We start from the raw sequence: 19,691 nt of genomic DNA on the forward strand, positions 1-19,691 counted from the left end.
ATGCGCCACAGCCTTCCCATAGCCCCGCAGTTTTACGTGACTGCCCCCCAGCCCTGCCCCTATCTGGAAGGGCGGATGGAACGCAAATTGTTCACGGCCCTGCAAGGGGAATTTGCCACAAAACTGAACGATGCGCTGTCCAAACAGGGGTTCCGGCGGTCGCAAAATGTGCTGTATCGCCCGTCTTGCGCCGATTGTTCCGCCTGTTTTTCCGCCCGCATAAGGGTGGCCGATTTCGCCCCGACCCGCAGCCAGCGCCGTGTTTTGAAAAAGAACGCCGAATTACAGCGTAACGCCATGTCCCCCTGGGCGACCGAGGATCAATACAATCTGTTTCGCCGATATCTGGAACACCGCCACGCCGATGGCGGCATGGCCGATATGGACATTTTCGAATTTGCCGCAATGATCGAGGAAACGCCGATCAAAAGCCGGGTGATCGAATATACTACCCCCTCTGACGACGGCACCCGCGATCTGGCGGCTGTCTGTCTGACCGATGTGTTCGATGACGGGGTCAGCATGGTTTATTCGTTTTTCGAGCCTGAGCTAACCAAAAACAGCCTTGGCACCTATCTGATCCTGGATCATATCGACATCGCCCGCAGTGCCGGCCTGCCCTATGTCTATCTGGGCTACTGGGTGCCGGGCAGCCCCAAGATGGCCTATAAGGCCGGGTTCAAGGCGCTGGAGATTTACCGCAACGGGGATTGGGAACCGCTTGAGGATCCGGACAGTTTCGATGCAGATACGCACCCGTTGTCGGTTGATCCAATTGCCGAGCAGGTGGCGAAAATCACCCTGCCGGATATTCTGCCAACACAGAAAGGCTGAACGCATTTAACTGCTTTGCCTTACAGGCGGGAATGCCGCTTTGACGGGCAGCAATCGCCTGCGAAAACCGTTCCACTAAACCGGTTTAGTAGTTCTATCACAACAGAGATTTTTCACCAATATTACAAAGCATTACCCATAAACCTCTGCCCCTGTTTTCACATGATTTCCCAACAAAAAGGCCCGCCAAACCGGCAGGCCTTTTTCATCATATTGTCCTGTAAATCCCTAGTTCGCAAACAGGTTCGGCAGAATGGTAACCACGCTGGGGAAGCTCCATAACAACGCCAGCCCGACCACCTGGATCAACACGAAGGGAATGATACCGCGGTAGATGTGGCCGGTGGTCACGCTGGGCGGTGCCACCCCGCGCAAGTAGAACAGCGCAAAGCCGAACGGCGGGGTCAGGAACGAAGTTTGCAGGTTCACCGCAATCATGATCGTCACCCATTTCGGATCAAACGTGCCACCGTAAATCACCGGCCCGACGATCGGGATCACGATGTAGATGATTTCAAGGAAATCCAGCACAAAGCCAAGGAAGAACAGCACGACCATCACGATCAGGAACACCTTCATTTCGCTGTCGAAACTTTTCAGGAAGTCCTGAATATATTCCTCGCCACCGAATGAAATCACCACAAGGTTCAGCAATTGCGAGCCGATCAGGATGGTGAACACCATGCTGGTCACCTTGGCTGTTTCACGCACAATCGGTGTTAGGACCGCGCCGCGATACAGCACGACACAACCGAAAAGGATGCCGAACATCGCGAACAGATAGGCGCCTTTGGCAATGATAAAGGCCAGAATATCCTCGAATGGCACGTCGCTGCGGTTCATCCGCAGATCAAAGTTAACCCCGACAAGGATCATCACGACGATCGCGAATGTCGCCATCAGGATAATCCGTCCCGTGCCGCCTTCGTCCTGCAGTTTGCGATAGGCCGCCAGCAGAATGGCCCCGCCCGCCCCCAGCGCTGCCGCCGGTGTCGGGTTGGTGATGCCGCCCAGAATCGAGCCAAGCACCGCGATGATCAGCACCAGCGGCGGGAACACCACAGCCAGCAGTTCGTTTTTACCCAACCGGATTGCCGCATGGTAAACGCCATGGAACGTCAGCAACGCGGGGATAAGCAGGTAGGTCGTGGTCATCCCCGGTGTGCTTAAGGGTGTGATCAGCGCAATATCTGCAATGAACGCCAGCGCAACACCGGCCAGCCCGATCAGGATCGGGCGCGGGTCGGCCGAAGGTGCGATGCCACGGGCAAACACAAGGATCAGCGCCATGAAGGTAAAGAAGATGGCAATGCCCGAGCCGATCGGCGCTGCCGCCGCAACCTTTGCATCCGTTGCCGCAACCAGTTCTTCCGCGGTCAGTTTGTGGCTCTCTTGTGCCCCGCCTGCCGCGTCAATCGCCGCTTGCTGGGCCACAGCCGCATCCCATTTTTCCTGCCCGTGCAATTCAATAATCGCAGCCTGACATTGCTCGGAAACATTTGTGCGCAGGGATGTGGATTCGGTTGCATCGGAATAGCTGTCGACCAAAATCGCTTGTGATCCGACCACACCGAAACTGCCCATCACGAACATGCCGCCGATCAGAACCGCAGGTGCCAGCAGGAACCATGTCAGCGCACCGTTGCGACCGATCTTTTCACCCTTGCCTTCCATGGCGGGCACGGGCGGTGCCTTGTCCGGCTTCACCAGTGCATAGCCAAAGGCATATAGACCATAGAGGAAGGCCAGCATAATCCCCGGCAGGATTGCTGCCTGAAACAGCGTGCCGACCGAAACCACTGCCGCCTCGCCCAGATAGGTCAGCGCATCGGAACAGCCGACCAATTGTGCGCGCTGTTCCTGTGCGGCGGAATAAAGGTCGCCCGCCAATGTGCCCAGTAGCACGATCACGATCGAGGGTGGAATGATCTGCCCCAATGTGCCCGAGGCCGCGATCACCCCTGTTGCCAGTTCCGGTGAATAGTTGTGCCGCAACATGGTGGGCAGGGACAGCAGGCCCATCGTCACCACGGTGGCGCCGACAATCCCCGTGGAAGCCGCCAGAAACGCGCCCACAACCACAACCGAAACGGCCAGACCGCCGGGCAGCGGGCCAAACACGCGGGCCATTGTGGTCAGCAGGTCATTGGCGATTTTCGAGCGTTCCAGCGTGATCCCCATCAGCACGAACATCAGCACCGCCAGCAGCGTTTCAATCGACGCCCCCGCCAGAACCCGTTCGTTCATCCGGTTCACAATGAAACTGATATTGGTGTTCATCGCGTGTTCCCAGCCACGCTCGAACACAGGCTGGGCAATCCTAGGCAGGTCGGGGTTTCGGAACACCGATATCTTGTCGGCGTGTATTCCCGACGACAGCAGCGCATTATAGGCATCGCTCGACGTGTCAATCGCCTGATGGATCAGCAAACCGGCGCTGTCCAGCCCCGCAATGATCGCAAAGGAAATAACAGCCGAGCCGCCAATGGCAAAGGCCACCGGAAAACCGGAAAGGATTCCGCCAAACAGGGACAGAAAGATGATGATCAGGCCAATCTCGACGCCATCAAGTCCGAATAACATAGTCTCTACCCCAGTATGTTAATGTGTGCCTTCGTAGGCTTCTTCGCCTTCGCCAAGACTGTCTTTATCCAGATATTTACCCTCGGATTCCGGCCCCTCCTTGCGCTCCAGATAGGAACGGTAGAAAAAGGCGATCGCCTGCAGGAATACCATTGCCGAATAGGAAATCAGCAGAATTTTGAACAGGAAATAGCCGTTGAACCCATTGGGCGAAAAGCCGATGGTCTCGACGCTCCAGCGCACCGCGCGGGATTTCAGCATCAACCGCTCCAGCGTGTCCGAGGCCGAAACCGGCGGGTTGATCAGGTTACGCCACATGAAATACCAGCCATACATCCAGACCAGCACCGCCGTGGGCATCATGAAAAACAATGATCCGAACATATCAATCGCGCGTTTGGTGCGGAATTTGACCTTGGAATAGACCAGATCCACCCGCACATGCCCGCCTTGCACAAAGGTGTAGGTGGCACAGAGCGCAACGATCAATGCGTTTTCAAACTTCAGGCTCTCGGCCCACCAGCTGACGTCCTTGGTCAGCGGGGCGCCAAAGGCCAGTGTGATTTCGGCAGCGGTAAAAATCCGCTGCATAAAGACGATGACAATCTGTTGCAGCACCATCAGCAGACCGGCCCAGGCAAAGAAACGCCCGACGGTGTTGGCAAACCCTTCCAGGGTGCGCACCACGCCCCACATGAAACTGTTTCGCCAGATGCCGTATGCCGTCATCATCAGGAAAGCCGTGAAGATCACAAAGAAGAATTCTTGCGAGCCGCCGTAATAGACAAAGCGCATCAGCGCCTGCTTGTCCTCGGCCCCGTCAAACCCGTTAAGCCAGCTTAGCCACAGGGAGGGATGCGTGATCGCATAACCGAAGTTGTAAAAGGATTCGAGTATATTGCCAAAGAACCACTGAATCGGCCCCGAGGTTTCGAATTTATCCAGACAGGATATGGTATCCTCGACGGATGCGCTGAAAAAGCCCGAGCAGGCGATATCATCGTTCATAAGAATTGGTCCCCAGAAATCCAACACGGGCCACCGGATACGGCAACCTACAGGATTACCCGCCCCCTTGCGTTTTCACGCAAAGGGACAGGCAGTTTTGTTAGTAAATAAAGGGGGTTAGCCCATTACACGGTCACGCTGGGTGCGGTAGGCGCCTTCACCCACGGTCAACCAGCCGGACGATGCTTTCATCGACGCTGTGTAATCGTCATAGATTTCCTTGAACAGCTCGTCGCCCATGAATTCTTCATAGACCTGACGGGTGCCTTCACCGAAAGCATCCCAAACGCTGTCAGGGAATTCCAGAACCTTGACGCCACCGGCTTTCAGACGCTCAAGCGCCGAGCCGTTGTTCATCAGGAACTGCGCCAGCGACCAGGAGTTGGTAAAGGCAGAAGCGGCCTCGATCATCTTCTGGTGTGCAGGGCTGAGGCTGTTGAACACGTCAAGGTTTGTCGCCAGCGACAGACCGGCACCCGGCTCGTGGAAGCCGGCTGTGTAGAAGAACTTGGTGATTTCCTGGAAACCGGCTTTTTCATCAGCCCACGGGCCAATCCACTCGGTGCCGTCAATCGCACCGGAGGCCAGCGCCTGATACACTTCGGAACCCGGCAGGTTCTGAACCGATGCACCAAGATAACCCAGGGCTTTGCCGCCCAGACCGGGCATGCGGAATTTCAGGCCGTTGAAATCTTCGGGGCCATTGATTTCCTTGCGGAACCAGCCACCGGCCTGTGCACCGGTGTTACCGGCCAGGAAGGATTTCAGACCAAAGATTTCGCCCAAGCTGTCATGATACTTGCGGCCGTTGCCATGGTAGTACCAGTTGTGCAGTTCCTGCGCGGTCATACCCATCGGGATCGATGTGAAGAACGCGAAACCGGGATGCTGGCTGACGAAATAGTAATCAGCAGCGTGGTACATGTCGGCCTGACCGGATGTAACGGCGTCGAATACTTCGAACGCGCCAACCAGTTCGCCTGCGGCTTTGATTTCGATTTCAAGGCTGCCATCGGACATTGCGTTGATGGTGTCGGCTGTGTGCTGTGCTGCGTCAAACACACCGGCAAGGCCACGGCCCCATGCGGTGACCATAGTCAGTTTGCGTTTGCCTTGGGCGTATGCCGGTGCAGCCAGTGTCGATGCGGCTGCGGCGGTACCGCCAAGTGCAGAAGTTCTCAAAAATGAGCGACGATCCATAAAGTTACTCCTCCCATAGAGTTTGTCGGATATTGCCCGTCGCAATGCGGGCTGATCGTTTCAGGTGGCGAAAGCCTAACGGCTGGGGCGGCGGGATGGAATACCAACTATTGCGTAGACGCGGGGATTCTGCGGTTTTTTAAGGCGATGATCACTGCAATAGGTTGAAATCGCCGTGAATTGACGCGCCTATCCATGTTCTTCATTCTGTGATTCGGCGACCCGAAGGGGCAAGAATCAGCAAAAGGCGGTAAATTCGGGCGGATGAAAAACAGGTTCGGGCTTAGTTACGGGCAAAAGGTGTTTTTGCTGGCCACCTTGCCGTTGCTGCTGGCGGCGGCGGCGATTGCCGTGCTGGTGACAGCCCAGTCCCGCCAGACCGCGCAACAGGAAATCCGCGTATTACAGGACGAATTGATCACCGCCAAACGGGCTGAACTAAAGAACTACCTGTCACTGGCCCGCACCGCCTTTATCAACATCTACGGCCGCGCCCTGCCCGATGATGAAGATGCAAAATTGCAGGCAACGCAGACGCTTTCGGCGATGTTGTATGGTCAGGACGGCTATTTCTTTGTTTATGATTACGAGGGAAACAATCTGGTCAGCCCGCGGCGCACCGAAATGATTGGCAAGAACTGGCTGGGCATGGCAGGGCCGGACGGTCAGATGGTGGTGGACCGGATGATTGAAATCGCCCGTCAGGGGGGCGGGTATATGACGTATGACTGGCCCAAACCGTCAACCGGCAAGGTCGAACGCATGGTGTCCTATGTGGTCGGATTACAGGACTGGCGCTGGGTGATCGGCACTGGCGTATTTATCGACGATGTGCTGGAAACGATCGCCTCGGAAAAGGCCGAGGTCGAAGGGCGCGTGCAAAGCACCTTCCTCTATATCGGCGGGATTACCCTTGGCGCGTTGCTGCTGGTGTTTCTGTCGGGCATGTTCCTGAACCTGCGCGAACGCCGACTGGCCGACGCCAAGCTAAAGGGGCTGACCCAGCGGGTTCTGGACACGCAGGAAGAAGAACGCAGCCGCGTGGCCCGCGAATTGCACGACAGCATCAGCCAGATCCTTGTCGGGGTGCGCTATGCGCTGGAACTGGCCCGCAAGCGGGTGCAGACGGGCGATGCGCGGGCCGATGAAAATCTGGGCAAGGGCATCGACAGTCTGAACAGCGCCATTCAGGAGGTGCGGCGCATTTCCCACGACCTGCGCCCCGGTGTGCTGGATGATCTGGGGCTTGGCCCTGCCCTTCAGGCGCTGACACAGGAATTCAGCCAGCGCACCGGAATCAAAACCGAACTGGAAACCGTGGTGTTTCGCAACCGGCTGGATGCGGAATCCAAAATCGCCCTGTTTCGCATCGCCCAGGAGGCCCTGACCAACATCGAACGCCACGCCGGCGCCACCGAGGTTTCGATCAAACTGTTCGGCCACAAGAAAGGCGGCACGCTTCGCATCATCGACAATGGGCGCGGCATCGGCGACAACACCCCTGCAACGGCCCAAGGTGGCCTTGGCCTGCGCAATATGCAAGAACGGGTCGAGCAACTGGACGGGACCCTGCATATGACCAGCACCAAAGATGGCACAGTGATCGAGGCCCAAATCCCGCTGACCCATCTTCTGCCGCCCGAAGAAACCCGAGGATAACCAGATGAGCCGTGTCACCCGCGTCGTCATTGTTGACGATCACCCGATGGTCACCGAAGGGATCGAGGCGATCCTTGAAACCTATGACGATATCAACGTGGTCGGCACCCTGAACAACGGGCAGGCGATTATTGATCAGGTCGATGATCTGGCCCCCGATGTAATCCTGCTGGATCTGAACATGCCCGATATGAACGGGCTGTCTGCCACCGAAATATTGCTGGAAAAACGCCCCGATATGCGGGTGCTGATCCTGTCGATGCACGACACGCCGGAATATATCCAGACCGCGCTTAGCCACGGGGCCAAAGGCTATATTCTAAAGGATGTTCCGACCGAGGAAATCAAAACCGCGATTGATACGGTGATGGCCGGGCAGCAATACCTGTGCACCGGTGCCAGCACCGCCCTTGCCCCCAAAACCCACGATGGCCGCGAAACCCTGACCAGCCGCGAACAGACCATTCTGCTGCAACTGGCGCAGGGCAACTCCAACAAACAGGTCGCCGCCGCGCTGGATATTTCGGTGCGCACGGTGGAAACCCACCGCAAGAACATCAAACGCAAGCTGGGCATATCCACCACCGCCGGCCTGACCCGCTATGCGCTGGAACACGGGGTGTTGCAGGGAACGGGCGGGTTATGAAACCGTAGCGCGGCCATTTTTCACATGACGTTCCACCAGTCGTTTCTGACGGCGATCTTCAGGGATGATCCGCGCAGGCGTGCATTGGTAATCCAGCCGTGCAACATGCGGCAGGATTTCAAAAATTTCCTCGACCGCGTCTTGTGGCAAGGCATTTAACGCTAGTTCACCTGTATACAGGCTCTCGCTCGGGGTGCCCTCGGCAAAGACCACTTGATGATCGTCAAACAGCAAGTGAAAATATTCCACCTTGGCAATGTCCATATCCACGCAAATCCCCGGTAATGCCGCCAGCTTGATCGCGGATACCAGCACCCCGTTTTGGCCGAACATCCGCTGCACCACCGGCGAAGACACCAGCATCCGGTGCTGCCGCGACACCCGCAAATCCCGCAAGGGCAAACCATTCCCCAATGATCCCGCCGGCATAACCACGGGCCGCAATTTCGGATTATCTGCCAGTTCCTCCGCCAAAATTTCACGCCGCAACACCAGCCGCAGCTTTTGCGGCCCCGCATCCAGCGTTTCAACCATCATACCCGCCCGCAGATCTTCCACCGGCAGTTCCCCGTTGGCCGTCCGTATCCGCGTGCCCCGCACAAAACAGGTCACATCCGAATAGTTCCAGCCGACGGTATGGCTCTGGTACCCCCCGAGCGTTGCCCCAACCGTAAACGCCGACCCTGGGCCGGGAATGAAATACCACGATCCGCCTGTGTTGAAAAAATAGAAGGTTTCGGTATGGGGGTTGCCCGCGGCATCGGTAAAAGAAATGTTGATCGCATAGGGGCTGTTTGCGGTTCCCCCGAAGGTCCCGCCATTGATGCTGATGGTTTCATCCCCGTCCCCTGCCCCCTGATAGGCCGGATCATTATCGTTCAGAACGGCGGATACAGATGAATTATAGACCGTGTTATAGCCCAGCCATTTATATGCCGTTACGTTGTATAACGTCATTTATCGCCGCTTGCCCCCCGCCCTTTGGCACTGTTTTGCACTTGCTGGTCCCCGTCTTCGGCAAGTGCCTTGAACAATGCGCGGGTTCCCGTTGCATCCAACCGAAAGGCAACCGCATTCCGGCCCAGTTCCTTTTCGGCAAAATGCCTGTCTTGCGCTGTCAGTTCCACCGCATGATTGCGTGCCAGCTTTGTTGTGAAATTCCTGTTTTTACGCCCCATCTTAAATCTTCCGCCCGCCTTGATGACCGGAACAAAGCCCCCTTGCCCCAATTCCCGCAGTAATCGAGCGTTACGACATTTAAACGCCCTGTGGTAGACTAGACATAATTTTCGCCAAATACATAACAAAATGAATCTTTCAGTCCGCATCACGGGCCGATTTATCCTTTTCGACAGCAACCGACCCGATCTTCGCAAGAAAGTTCCAAACCCCCCCCGATATGCGACACTTTTCCATTAAATTGCCGTTGACGCCCCTTTGCAGCACTTCTAAAGTCACGCCACCAACCAAAGGAGCCTTGGACATGAACGTCCTTCTAGTGATTGTGAGAAAGTTGCGCATGGGTCTGTAAAGACTACCATATCGGTATCCCATGCGCCCCCGAAGATCGGGGGTTTTTTTATGGTCAGAGGCATAGTGAAAGCGGAGTAGAAAAGATGAAACGTCAAATGAGCGGCGCGAAAATGATAATCCAGGCCTTGAAGGATCAGGGCGTGGAAGTCGTGTTCGGATATCCGGGCGGTGCCGTGCTACCGATTTATGACGAAATCTTTCTGCAAAACGACATTCGCCACATTCTGGTGCGCCATGAACAGGCCGCGGTTCACGCCGCTGAGGGTTACGCGCGCTCGACCGGCAAACCCGGCGTTGTGCTGGTCACCTCCGGTCCCGGCGCAACCAACGCGGTGACCGGCATGACGGATGCACTGCTGGACAGTATCCCGCTGGTCATTCTGACAGGTCAGGTGCCCACCTTCATGATCGGCAATGATGCCTTTCAGGAGGCCGACACCGTGGGCATCACCCGCCCCTGCACCAAGCATAACTGGCTGGTCAAGGACACCGACAAACTGTCCGAAATCATCCACGAGGGTTTTCACATCGCCACATCCGGCCGCCCCGGCCCCGTGCTGATCGACATTCCCAAGGACGTGCAATTTGCCGATGGCACCTATGTGCCACCCAAAAAGGTGGACACATCGCGCTATCAGCCGCAAATCAAGGGCGACATCGAGGCTATCACAGCCTTGGTCGAACTGATGGAACAGGCCGAACGCCCGATCCTTTACACCGGCGGCGGCGTGATCAATTCCGGCCCCGCCGCCAGCCAGCTGCTGCGCGAACTGGCCGATGCCAGCGGCATTCCGGTGACCTCGACATTGATGGGTCTGGGCGCCTACCCTGCCTCGGGTAAAAACTGGCTGGGTATGCTGGGCATGCACGGGCTGTACGAGGCAAATCTGGCGATGCACGGGTGTGATCTAATGATCTGTGTCGGCGCACGGTTCGATGACCGTATCACCGGCCGGGTCGAGGATTTCAGCCCCCATTCGAAAAAGGCGCATATCGACATTGATCCGTCATCCATCAACAAGGTGGTGCACACCGATATCCCGATCATCGGTGACATCGGCCATGTTTTGGAAGATCTGCTGAAAATCTGGAAATCCCGTGGCCGCAAGGTGAAAAAACCGGCGATCGGCAAATGGTGGAAACAGATCGACGAATGGCGCGCGGTGGATTGTCTGGCCTATAAACAGGAAGGCAAGGTGATCAAGCCGCAATACGCGCTGGAACGGCTGGAAGCACTGACCAAAGGCATGGACCGCTACATCACCACCGAAGTGGGCCAGCACCAGATGTGGGCGGCGCAGTTCCTTGGCTTTGATGAACCAAACCGGCTGATGACCTCTGGCGGTCTGGGCACAATGGGCTATGGTCATCCGTCGTCTTTGGGCGTGCAACTGGCCCATCCTGACGCGCTGGTGATCAACATCTCCGGCGAAGGGTCATGGCTGATGAACATGCAGGAAATGGGCACCGCAGTGCAGTACCGCCTGCCCGCCAAGCAATTCATCCTGAACAATGAACGTCTGGGCATGGTGCGCCAGTGGCAGGAACTGCTGCACGGCGAACGCTATTCGGCCACCTGGCAAGAGGCCCTGCCCGATTTCGTCAAACTGGCCGAAGCATTCGGCGCCAAGGGTATCCGGGTCGAGGACCCCGCCGATCTGGACGATGCGATCATGGAAATGATCAGGCACGACGGACCGGTGATTTTCGATTGTCTGGTGGAAAAACACGAAAACTGCTTCCCGATGATCCCGTCGGGTGCACCGCATAATGAAATGCTGATGGGCAATGCCGAAACCCAAGGGGTTATAGGCAACACCGGCGCGGTTCTGGTTTAAGAAAGGTCTGCAAATGTCTGCACTAAATATCAAAAAAGGCTCATCGGCCAAATCGGCCTATGACCTGAAAAATCCCAACGCCGATGTAAACGAGGCCCACACCCTGACCGTCACCGTTGATAACGAGGCCGGTGTTCTGGCCCGTGTGATCGGTCTGTTTTCAGGGCGCGGATATAACATCGAAAGCCTGACCGTGGCCGAGATCAACGAGGAATACCATACCTCGCGGATCACCATCGTCACCACCGGCACCCCGCAGGTGATCGAACAGATCAAGGCACAGCTGGGCCGCATTGTGCCGGTCCATTCGGTGCATGACCTGACGGTCGAAGGCCCCTACATTGAACGTGAACTGGCCTTGTTCAAGGTGGCGGGAACCAGCGACAAACGGGTCGAGGCCCTGCGTCTGGCCGATATTTTCCGCGCCAATGTGGTGGACAGCACGCTGGAAAGCTTTGTGTTCGAAATGACCGGCACCAGCGAAAAAATCGACGCCTTTGCCGATCTGATGCGCCCGCTGGGTCTGGTTGAAACCGCCCGCACCGGCGTGGCGGCCATGTCGCGCGGGGCATAGCGCCCGACAAAATAAAAGAGGCCCCGTTGAAGGCACTGGGGCGGGGCCTCTTTCACATTTCCCAAGCTTTGGGAAACTTGGGAAAATAACTGCCTAATGCCGGAAAGGGGAGCTTGGGGTCATAGAGATTTCCGGCATCGGGCAATAGGGTTTACCCTTCGGTCGGCAGCATGCCGGCATCCGTAGCAACCTTCAATTCATCCGCATCCACAGCACCGTCCGAATTGGTGTCGATCGCGGTAAAATTTTCCTCGGTCATGGCCGGATAGGCCGCCAGCAGCTCGTTATACGACAATAGCCCGTCACCATCCGCGTCGATTTCGCTTTGGGCGCTCACGGCTGTTGCGGCAAGTGTCAGGGCGAATGCGGTGGCGGTATAGGTTACGATCTTTTTCATTTTTTACTCTCCTTGGGGCGTTATGCCCGTTGCGTCCGAAGGTGCGTTGTTGCGCCTTCACCCAACAAGAGGATGAAATCAGAGGATTATTCCGCCACATTTCCGCTTTGCGCCAAACATCGCCAAACACGCGATCCCCTGCCGACGCCGATACACCATTCCCGCAAGAACCTGCCCAAAAAGCCCCCCTTGCCCCAACCGGCAACAATCCCCCGTGTTGCTCTATCTCCAGACCACAGCCAGATTGCCGGACATAGTATTGGAGGCTGATATGACAAGTGACGCACAAACCCTGACTGATCTGATGCCTGCGCTGATCCGGCTGGCCCGCATTCTGGCCCCCAGCCCCGACATGGCCGAGGACATGGCCCAAGAGGCCCTGTTGCGTGTCTGGGCGCGGATGAAAAACGGGGCCACAATCGAGGATTTGCGCCCCTACCTGATGACCACCCTGCGCAACGCCAGCACCAAACCGGCACAGCAACATCAGGAACTGACCGAACAAAACACCCCGGGCAAACCGGCCGAAGTCTGGAGCCGCTTTGCCTGTGGTGATGTTAACGACGCCATAACCCGCTTGCCGGCGGATCAGGCAGACCTATTGCGCATGGCTGCCTTGCAGGGCACCAGCTATGCCCGGATAGCCAAAACCTTTGACCTACCTATAGGAACCGTGATGTCCCGCATTTCCCGCGCCCGCGCGCAATTGCGCGCGGATCTGAATTTGCCCAAATCCAAAGCCGTGGAAACCCTGTTGCAGGACATGGCTTCCTAAGCTTATGCGGTTTGGCGCAGTTCCAGATCTTGGTGGATCGGAAGAACTTTGGCAGTTGGACGTTCTGCTGGCTGAATCCGGGTTACAGGTTTCGCAGACATGCTGAGAACACCGTATTTACGGCCGTCTTCCCGATTCTGATAAGGCTTGCCGATCAGGTTTGCATTGTAGCCCAATTGGCGCAGTGCCCGCATAAAGGGGGGACGCATCAGTGCAATCAGTTCTGCCGCACCTTCCTTGCTGGCGGTTCTTGCCAAACCGTCAACAACCAGGGCCAAACATTTCTGGCGATCCTCGGCACTTTCCAGATCATCCGAAATGACCAGACGTGTGCATTCCCAAACCTTTGGTGTTCTGATCTCGTCACCCATAATGCTTTTGGGGATTTCGGCCAGTTTTCCCTGAACAGCGTCGCGCAACATATATGTATAATCCCCCCACGAGGATGTGGTCGGCATGCCACGCGCTCCGCCAATCACCTTGCCATCATGCAACACCAACGAATAATAAGCCAGTGGATTATCATACTGGTCCATCTCGTAGATGTCATTGTGCGGAATATCCCAACCCAGGGTATCGACAAAAAAATGTTTGCGTAAAGCAAGGTAATCAAAATAGGCGGTTCCGTACTGATGCAGCTCGGACATGTTGAAGGTGATGTTTTCCATTTTCATTCTCCTTTATGGAGAGTGAATTAGAACTTGATCTGACGCTTTTGTTAACTGCTTTTCTTCAAATAGGCCAAATTTTTCCAAATTGTTGACATTTTATGGTCAATATTGGCCCGATTTCAGATCAAACCGAACTCCATCGCCTTTGTGGCCGCCTGTGCGCTGTTGTTTGCATTCAGCTTGAGTTTGGCATTTTTCAATCGTTGCTTGATCGCCCCCTGGGATACACCCAGCTCGGCTGCCATCTGTTTTAGCAACATACCGTTCTTCACCATGGCCAATACTTCTTTTTCTGCCTTGGTTAAATTACTAGGCGGTTTTGTCGCAATATGAAGGCGGATAATTTCTTCTGACAGCCGCGCAATTTCCTCATCCGAGAATTCCCGGTCCGAACGGGCAAATGACCCGAAACTACGCTGCCCGGTCTGGTCGTTATCAACGCAAGAGATTGCCGCACCGAACCGCAAGGAATAGGTTGAAGCCAAACCCAGAACACCCATTGGGTCATCTTGGGCGATTTCGCTCCAGCGCACAGCGCCTGTATTTGTATAAACCCATTTCATTACCGGATCATGCAATATAAACCCTTGGGATGTATAGATTTTCACCCACTCTGTCGGTAATTTATTTTGCTCGAATACAGGAAATGCAAACCCGACCCGCAAGGCCAAGTAATAGCCTGCAAGCGCGAAATCAGAAAATACCGAAGTGGTATCAAAATCTTTCATAGGTTGTTATGCCTCATCCCACCTACCGTAACGCGAATCTGTATAAAAATATATGGATATCTAAAACAGATTTGTCTAGGTTATAGTCATTGTACTCTACAACCACAATGCGAGCATAACAAATATGACGGAACGTTCTGAAATTAGTCCAATTCTGGAAGAGCTAAATCCGTTGTGCCCTGCGGGCTATGCTTTGGCTCTCCATATAACCTTTACAACGCCAAACTTCTTGTTTCAGACCTATTCTGGCGACTGGACCGAGCATTACACACAAAATGGATTGGTGTTGTTTGATCCGGTTGTGCGTTGGGGTTTTGAAAATACCGGTGTTAGCACTTGGGGTGCCCTTGCCGGGAATGATTCGCATGATGTTTTGAAATCTGCCGCCGATTTCGGGCTGAAATTCGGAACTGTTATCGCAATAGTAGAAGAGGATTCGCGCACGATTGGCGGATTCGCCCGTCCGGATCGGGATCACACAGAAGAAGAAATTGAAAAACTGACCTCGCTTTTGAAGAAAATCCACCATCACACGATTGCCTCAAAAGATTTGTCAGAAGAAGATCAGGCAGCCCTGAAACGTCTGTCCGTTTCCCTGACCCACGGTTAATGCGTACCCAATCCAACTGAAAACAATCAGCCAACCCGCGACACGATTCTGTGTTTCGTAAGAATATACATTCGGAGCGCTTGTTGAATCCGGTCGGGTTTGATGTGCCAATCCGTTTTTTCCAAAAATAAGGGGAGCCCGAAGGCTCCCCAGTTTCGCTGATCAGGCTCGTCGTTGTACCGCCCGGTTTGTTTTTGCCTGCGGCCTGATCCGCGTCGGGGGCGAGCGCACCCGCCCCGGAACTCGCTATCCTGCCGGGCGCATACCCGGCAGAAAGCGCCTCTTAGCTACACCCGCTGGTCGCCCCGCAAGTGTTGCATTTCATACAGGTGCCGTTGCGCACCAGTGTGTAGTTTCCGCAATCGCTACAGGCTTCGCCCTCGTAGCCCTGCATTTTTGCCTTGGCGACGGGGTCCATCCCCATTGCCGGTGCTGTCGTTGTTGTGCTTTCGCCAACCTCGGGTACCAGTGTTTGCAATACTGCCGCCGGATCGGTGCCGCCTTCCAGTGCCACCGCACCTGCCTGCATCCCTGCCCCGCCTTGCAGTACCACCAGTTGCTGTGGCACCCGCTTGCGAAGATATCCGGTCGAGGAAATCTGCTTCAGCACTTCCAGCGACTTGCTGGCCGCACTCTCGCTGACTTCCTGCACGTTGGAAACGCCCTCTTCCTGACCACGACCCAGATCGTCAAATGATGCCCCTTCGGGTTTCACATGCGCAAGGTCCGTGCGGTCCAGATAGGACACGGCCAGTTCGCGGAAGATATAGTCCAGAATGGATGTGGCGTTCTTGATGCTGTCATTGCCTTGTACCATGCCCGCAGGTTCGAATTTTGTGAAGGTAAAGGCATCGACGAATTCCTCGAGCGGCACGCCGTATTGCAGGCCCACCGAAACCGCGATGGCAAAGTTGTTCATCATGGCGCGGAAACCCGCACCTTCCTTGTGCATGTCGATAAAGATTTCGCCAAGGTTGCCGTCTTCATATTCGCCGGTGCGCAGGTAAACCTTGTGCCCGCCGACAACCGCCTTTTGGGTATAGCCCTTGCGACGGGACGGCAGTTTTTCGCGGTGGCTTTTGAAGACCTCTTTGATCACGATCTTTTCGATGATCTTTTCCGCCAGAACAGCCGCTTTTTCCTGCTGGCTGCCGGATGTAAGGATTTCCTCGGCCTCTTCGTCGTCCTCGACCAGCGCCGCGGCCAATGGCTGGCTTAGTTTCGAGCCGTCACGGTAAAGTGCGTTGGCCTTGATGCCCAAGGACCAGCTCAGTTCATAGGCCTTTTGGCAGTCCTCGATTGTCGCGTCATTGGCCATGTTGATGGTCTTGGAAATCGCGCCCGAGATAAACGACTGGGCGGCGGCCATCATGTAGATATGGCTGTTAACCGACAGATAACGCTTGCCTTTTTTACCGCAAGCATTGGCGCAATCAAAGATACCGTAGTGCTCTTCCTTCAGGTGCGGCGCACCTTCCAGCGTCATGGTGCCGCAAACGTGGTCATTGGCCGCATCAATTTCTGCGCGGGAATAGCCAAGGTGGCGCAGCAGGTCAAATGATGGATCGTTCAGCTTTTCGGCCGGAATACCCAGTGTCTTGGCGCAGAAATCTTCGCCCAATGTCCACTGGTTGAATACGAACCGGATGTCGAATGCCGACGGCAGGGCCGCTTCGATCTTGTCCAGTTCGCGCTGGCCAAAGCCGTGCCCGATCAATGACGTGTGGTTGATCACCGGCGCATTGCCGATGGTGCCGTGGCCAACAGCGTGGGAAACGATTTCCTCGATTTGCGCCGAGCCATAACCCTGCTTTTCCAGCGCGGCCGGAACCGAGCGGTTGATGATCTTGAAATAACCGCCACCGGCCAGTTTCTTGAACTTCACCAGCGCGAAATCGGGTTCAATGCCGGTGGTGTCACAATCCATCACCAGACCGATTGTGCCCGTCGGGGCAATCACCGAAACCTGCGCATTGCGGTAGCCGAATTTCTCCCCCAGCGCCAAGGCTTCGTCCCAGGCGGTTTTGGACAGTTCTACCAGCCGTTTATCCGGGCAATTGGCATGATCCAGCGGCACCGGTTTGATATCCAGCCCCTCGTAACCGTTTTCGTTGCCATAGGCCGCGTTGCGGTGGTTGCGGATCACCCGCAGCATGTGGTCGGCGTTTCGGGCGTAACCGTCAAACGCACCCAGTTCCGAGGCAATTTCCGCCGATGTCGCATAGGAAACACCGGTCAGAATGGCGGTCAGGGCGCCACAAAGAGCGCGGCCCTCGTCGCTATCATAGGAAAAGCCCATGTTCATCAGCAAGCCGCCGATATTGGCATAGCCAAGGCCCAAGGTGCGGAAATCATAGGATAATTGCGCGATTTCCTTAGATGGGAATTGCGCCATCATCACCGAAATTTCCAGCGTCAGCGTCCACAGGCGGGTGGCGTGCATGTAGTCTTCGGCCTGGAATTCACCATCCTTAAGGAAGGTCAGCAGGTTCATGCTGGCAAGGTTACAGGCGGTATCATCCAGGAACATATATTCCGAACAAGGGTTCGAGCCACGGATTTCGCCATCTTCGGGGCATGTGTGCCAGGCGTTTACCGTGTCGTGATACTGGATGCCCGGATCGGCACAGGACCACGCAGCGTGCCCCACATCTTCCCACAGATCGCGGGCGCGGATGGTTTTGGCCACCTTGCCGTCGGTGCGGTTGATCAGGTCCCAGTCGGCATCGTCCTTGACCGCCTTAAGAAAAGCATCGGTCACGCGGATCGAGTTGTTCGAGTTCTGGCCGGAAACCGAATTATAGGCCTCGCTATCCCAGTCCGTGTCATAGGTCGGGAATTCAATCGCGGTATAGCCCTGTTTGGCATAATCCAGCACACGTTTGATGTAGGTTTCCGGAATTGCGTATTTCTTTGCGCCGCGGATGGCCAGTTTCAGCGTCTCGTTCACCTTGGGGTCAACCGCGTCTTCCTGCTTGCCGTCCCATGCTTTGATCGCGGCAAAGATTTCGTTCAGACCCTTTTCGTGGATCTTGGAGCCGGCCACGATCGAGGCAACCTTTTGTTCTTCAAGAACTTTCCAGTTGATGAATTCCTGAATATCGGGGTGGTCCGCGTCACAGATCACCATCTTGGCAGCTCGGCGTGTGGTGCCACCGGATTTGATCGCGCCAGCGGCACGGTCACCGATTTTAAGGAAGCCCATCAGACCCGAGGACGACCCGCCGCCCGACAGCGATTCACCGGCGGCGCGCAAGGATGAAAAGTTGGTGCCTGTGCCCGAGCCGTATTTGAACAGCCGTGCCTCACGCACCCACAGGTCCATGATGCCGCCCTCGCCCACCAGATCATCGGCGATCGACTGGATGAAACAGGCGTGCGGCTGCGGGTGTTCATAGGAGGATTTCGATTTGGTCAGCTTGCCGGTTTTGTAATCGACGTAATAGTGACCCTGTGCCGGGCCATCGATGCCATAGGCCCAGTGAATACCGGTGTTGAACCACTGCGGGCTGTTGGGTGCCGCGCGCTGGCTGGCCAGCATGTGGCGCATTTCGTCAAAATAGGCGCGGGCGTCGGATTCCTTGCTGAAATAGCCGCCCTTCCATCCCCAATAGGTCCAGGTGCCTGCCAGCCGGTTGAACACCTGCTTGGCCGATATCTCGCCGCCATAGCGTTCTTCTTCGGGTAATTCGGCCAAAGCGGCCTCGTCTGCAACCGAACGCCACAGGAATTCGGGCACGCCCTTTTCCTTGACCTTCTTTAGCCGCGCCGGAACGCCAGCTTTGCGGAAATATTTCTGTGCAATTACGTCCGAGGCCACCTGACTCCAGGCCGCCGGGACTTCGCAATCATCCAGACGGAACACAATGGTGCCATCAGGGTTGCGGATTTCAGAAGACGTTGTGGTAAATTCAAGATCAGAATATGCGTCCTGACCGGATTTTGTGAACTTGCGCTCTATTTTCATTTTGTTGTCTGCCCCATCGTGCGTCACTATTTATTGGCGCGCCTCCTTATCCGGAAACCTCCACCAAACTCGCGCCAACCCCATGTGGTCAAGGAAGCCATTGCCAACCGGTAACACGATTAAACCGGTCGGTATCACCCTAGGGGTGCATCAGATATGGTATTCCGTCCCTCATTGACCATCACTACTAAATCTAGTGTTGCCTTGGTCAGCCACCACAATGTGAAGTAGAGACCCCTATCGCGTCAACTTTTATATTTTACTTTTCCACAGCTATTTTCTGTTGACCGACGGTTTTCGATCCCGTCGAATCTGGTGTTTGAAATTTACACCCGCCAAAATGGAACCGACCCACTTTTTGGTATACAATTCGCGACCGAATGAATTTCCGTTTAGTTCGGCTGACTTGTCAAAATAAACTAAGAATTCACATGAAGATTCATTTTTCTTAATGGCCAAAGGTTCACGTTAAGGAAAGACCGGCACTGATTCTTTCAGCGTCCGCTGAAAACAATCTTGAAAAAAGTGAATGGTCGGGACGGCAAGATTCGAACTTGCGACCTACGGTACCCAAAACCGTCGCGCTACCAGGCTGCGCTACGCCCCGAACAAGGCTTCTCTACAGAGTGTGAATGGGATTGGAAACCCCTAGAATGCGCTTCTTTTTC

Annotated in this window: 16 protein-coding genes and 1 tRNA gene; 7 read left to right on the forward strand and 10 right to left on the reverse strand. The window is 55.4% G+C overall.

Translation table 11 applies throughout. The features are described from left to right. Positions 1 to 834: an arginyltransferase gene (locus BAR1_RS09735; RefSeq protein WP_118942842.1), complete on the forward strand. Its 834-nt coding sequence runs from the start codon at positions 1 to 3 to the stop codon at positions 832 to 834. A gap of 228 nt (positions 835 to 1,062) precedes the next feature. Here the strand turns inward: BAR1_RS09735 and BAR1_RS09740 are convergent, their stop codons facing one another. The 3 genes from BAR1_RS09740 to BAR1_RS09750 all read right to left on the reverse strand — a co-directional run bounded on the left by BAR1_RS09740 (position 1,063) and on the right by BAR1_RS09750 (position 5,625). Next, a complete protein-coding gene (locus tag BAR1_RS09740; RefSeq protein ID WP_118942843.1) occupies positions 1,063 to 3,417 on the reverse strand; it encodes a TRAP transporter large permease in 2,355 nt (784 codons plus the stop codon). 18 nt (positions 3,418 to 3,435) lie between these two features. Beyond that, entirely contained in the window at positions 3,436 to 4,425 is a 990-nt protein-coding gene (locus tag BAR1_RS09745) for a TRAP transporter small permease subunit (RefSeq protein ID WP_118942844.1), read from the reverse strand. A gap of 117 nt (positions 4,426 to 4,542) precedes the next feature. After that, on the reverse strand, positions 4,543 to 5,625 hold the full coding sequence (locus BAR1_RS09750; RefSeq protein WP_118942845.1) for a TRAP transporter substrate-binding protein: 1,083 nt from the start codon (positions 5,623 to 5,625) through the stop codon (positions 4,543 to 4,545). Positions 5,626 to 5,889: 264 nt separating this feature from the next. Here BAR1_RS09750 and BAR1_RS09755 point away from each other — a divergent pair, with 264 nt between their 5' ends. Together BAR1_RS09755 and BAR1_RS09760 are read left to right on the forward strand one after the other, a co-directional pair. After that, positions 5,890 to 7,284: a cache domain-containing protein gene (locus BAR1_RS09755; protein WP_118942846.1), complete on the forward strand. Its 1,395-nt coding sequence runs from the start codon at positions 5,890 to 5,892 to the stop codon at positions 7,282 to 7,284. A 4-nt stretch (positions 7,285 to 7,288) separates the two neighbouring features. Beyond that, a complete protein-coding gene (locus BAR1_RS09760) occupies positions 7,289 to 7,930 on the forward strand; it encodes a response regulator transcription factor (protein WP_118942847.1) in 642 nt (213 codons plus the stop codon). Here the strand turns inward: BAR1_RS09760 and BAR1_RS09765 are convergent. Further along, on the reverse strand, positions 7,925 to 8,887 hold the full coding sequence (locus BAR1_RS09765; protein ID WP_118942848.1) for a Hint domain-containing protein: 963 nt from the start codon (positions 8,885 to 8,887) through the stop codon (positions 7,925 to 7,927). The two genes, BAR1_RS09760 and BAR1_RS09765, sit on opposite strands and share 6 nt — an antisense overlap. Continuing rightward, complete coding sequence (locus BAR1_RS09770; RefSeq protein WP_118942849.1) at positions 8,884 to 9,108, reverse strand: hypothetical protein; 225 nt, start codon at positions 9,106 to 9,108, stop codon at positions 8,884 to 8,886. Before BAR1_RS09770 ends, BAR1_RS09765 begins: the two co-directional genes overlap by 4 nt. Before the next feature lie 438 nt (positions 9,109 to 9,546). Between BAR1_RS09770 and BAR1_RS09775 the strand changes: the two genes are divergently transcribed. Next, a complete protein-coding gene (locus tag BAR1_RS09775; protein WP_118942850.1) occupies positions 9,547 to 11,301 on the forward strand; it encodes an acetolactate synthase 3 large subunit in 1,755 nt (584 codons plus the stop codon). A 13-nt stretch (positions 11,302 to 11,314) separates the two neighbouring features. Next, on the forward strand, positions 11,315 to 11,875 hold the full coding sequence (gene ilvN / locus BAR1_RS09780) for an acetolactate synthase small subunit (protein WP_118942851.1): 561 nt from the start codon (positions 11,315 to 11,317) through the stop codon (positions 11,873 to 11,875). A gap of 151 nt (positions 11,876 to 12,026) precedes the next feature. Here the strand turns inward: ilvN and BAR1_RS09785 are convergent, their stop codons facing one another. After that, the gene (locus BAR1_RS09785) at positions 12,027 to 12,272 is read right to left on the reverse strand and encodes an EF-hand domain-containing protein (protein WP_118942852.1); all 246 of its coding nucleotides are present in this window, start codon (positions 12,270 to 12,272) and stop codon (positions 12,027 to 12,029) included. Between the two features lie 271 nt (positions 12,273 to 12,543). Between BAR1_RS09785 and BAR1_RS09790 the strand changes: the two genes are divergently transcribed. Further along, positions 12,544 to 13,047 (forward strand): RNA polymerase sigma factor, encoded by a 504-nt coding sequence (locus BAR1_RS09790; RefSeq protein WP_118942853.1) that lies wholly within the window; start codon positions 12,544 to 12,546, stop codon positions 13,045 to 13,047. Between the two features lie 2 nt (positions 13,048 to 13,049). Here the strand turns inward: BAR1_RS09790 and BAR1_RS09795 are convergent, their stop codons facing one another. Both BAR1_RS09795 and BAR1_RS09800 read right to left on the reverse strand, forming a co-directional pair. Further along, positions 13,050 to 13,715, reverse strand: coding sequence for an acyl-homoserine-lactone synthase (locus BAR1_RS09795; protein ID WP_118942854.1), 666 nt, complete (start codon positions 13,713 to 13,715; stop codon positions 13,050 to 13,052). A 122-nt stretch (positions 13,716 to 13,837) separates the two neighbouring features. Beyond that, entirely contained in the window at positions 13,838 to 14,446 is a 609-nt protein-coding gene (locus BAR1_RS09800; RefSeq protein ID WP_118942855.1) for a helix-turn-helix transcriptional regulator, read from the reverse strand. A gap of 124 nt (positions 14,447 to 14,570) precedes the next feature. Here BAR1_RS09800 and BAR1_RS09805 point away from each other — a divergent pair, with 124 nt between their 5' ends. Next, complete coding sequence (locus tag BAR1_RS09805) at positions 14,571 to 15,056, forward strand: autoinducer binding domain-containing protein (protein WP_118942856.1); 486 nt, start codon at positions 14,571 to 14,573, stop codon at positions 15,054 to 15,056. Positions 15,057 to 15,339: 283 nt separating this feature from the next. Here BAR1_RS09805 and BAR1_RS09810 read toward each other — a convergent pair whose 3' ends face one another. Further along, the gene (locus BAR1_RS09810) at positions 15,340 to 19,023 is read right to left on the reverse strand and encodes a vitamin B12-dependent ribonucleotide reductase (protein WP_118944422.1); all 3,684 of its coding nucleotides are present in this window, start codon (positions 19,021 to 19,023) and stop codon (positions 15,340 to 15,342) included. Positions 19,024 to 19,553: 530 nt separating this feature from the next. After that, a tRNA-Pro gene (locus tag BAR1_RS09815) sits at positions 19,554 to 19,630 on the reverse strand. Positions 19,631 to 19,691 lie beyond the last annotated feature (61 nt).

The sequence above is a fragment of the Profundibacter amoris genome (assembly GCF_003544895.1).
GTDB classification, from domain to species: Bacteria; Pseudomonadota; Alphaproteobacteria; order Rhodobacterales; family Rhodobacteraceae; genus Profundibacter; species Profundibacter amoris.

Bases quoted from the DNA above. Each gene is read 5' to 3' on its own strand.
- BAR1_RS09735 (WP_118942842.1), top strand. From the start codon at position 1: ATGCGCCACAGCCTTCCCATAGCCCCGCAGTTTTACGTGACTGCCCCC.
- BAR1_RS09740 (WP_118942843.1), bottom strand. From the start codon at position 3,417: ATGTTATTCGGACTTGATGGCGTCGAGATTGGCCTGATCATCATCTTT.
- BAR1_RS09745 (WP_118942844.1), bottom strand. From the start codon at position 4,425: ATGAACGATGATATCGCCTGCTCGGGCTTTTTCAGCGCATCCGTCGAG.
- BAR1_RS09750 (WP_118942845.1), bottom strand. From the start codon at position 5,625: ATGGATCGTCGCTCATTTTTGAGAACTTCTGCACTTGGCGGTACCGCC.
- BAR1_RS09755 (WP_118942846.1), top strand. From the start codon at position 5,890: ATGAAAAACAGGTTCGGGCTTAGTTACGGGCAAAAGGTGTTTTTGCTG.
- BAR1_RS09760 (WP_118942847.1), top strand. From the start codon at position 7,289: ATGAGCCGTGTCACCCGCGTCGTCATTGTTGACGATCACCCGATGGTC.
- BAR1_RS09765 (WP_118942848.1), bottom strand. From the start codon at position 8,887: ATGACGTTATACAACGTAACGGCATATAAATGGCTGGGCTATAACACG.
- BAR1_RS09770 (WP_118942849.1), bottom strand. From the start codon at position 9,108: ATGGGGCGTAAAAACAGGAATTTCACAACAAAGCTGGCACGCAATCAT.
- BAR1_RS09775 (WP_118942850.1), top strand. From the start codon at position 9,547: ATGAAACGTCAAATGAGCGGCGCGAAAATGATAATCCAGGCCTTGAAG.
- ilvN (WP_118942851.1), top strand. From the start codon at position 11,315: ATGTCTGCACTAAATATCAAAAAAGGCTCATCGGCCAAATCGGCCTAT.
- BAR1_RS09785 (WP_118942852.1), bottom strand. From the start codon at position 12,272: ATGAAAAAGATCGTAACCTATACCGCCACCGCATTCGCCCTGACACTT.
- BAR1_RS09790 (WP_118942853.1), top strand. From the start codon at position 12,544: ATGACAAGTGACGCACAAACCCTGACTGATCTGATGCCTGCGCTGATC.
- BAR1_RS09795 (WP_118942854.1), bottom strand. From the start codon at position 13,715: ATGGAAAACATCACCTTCAACATGTCCGAGCTGCATCAGTACGGAACC.
- BAR1_RS09800 (WP_118942855.1), bottom strand. From the start codon at position 14,446: ATGAAAGATTTTGATACCACTTCGGTATTTTCTGATTTCGCGCTTGCA.
- BAR1_RS09805 (WP_118942856.1), top strand. From the start codon at position 14,571: ATGACGGAACGTTCTGAAATTAGTCCAATTCTGGAAGAGCTAAATCCG.
- BAR1_RS09810 (WP_118944422.1), bottom strand. From the start codon at position 19,023: ATGAAAATAGAGCGCAAGTTCACAAAATCCGGTCAGGACGCATATTCT.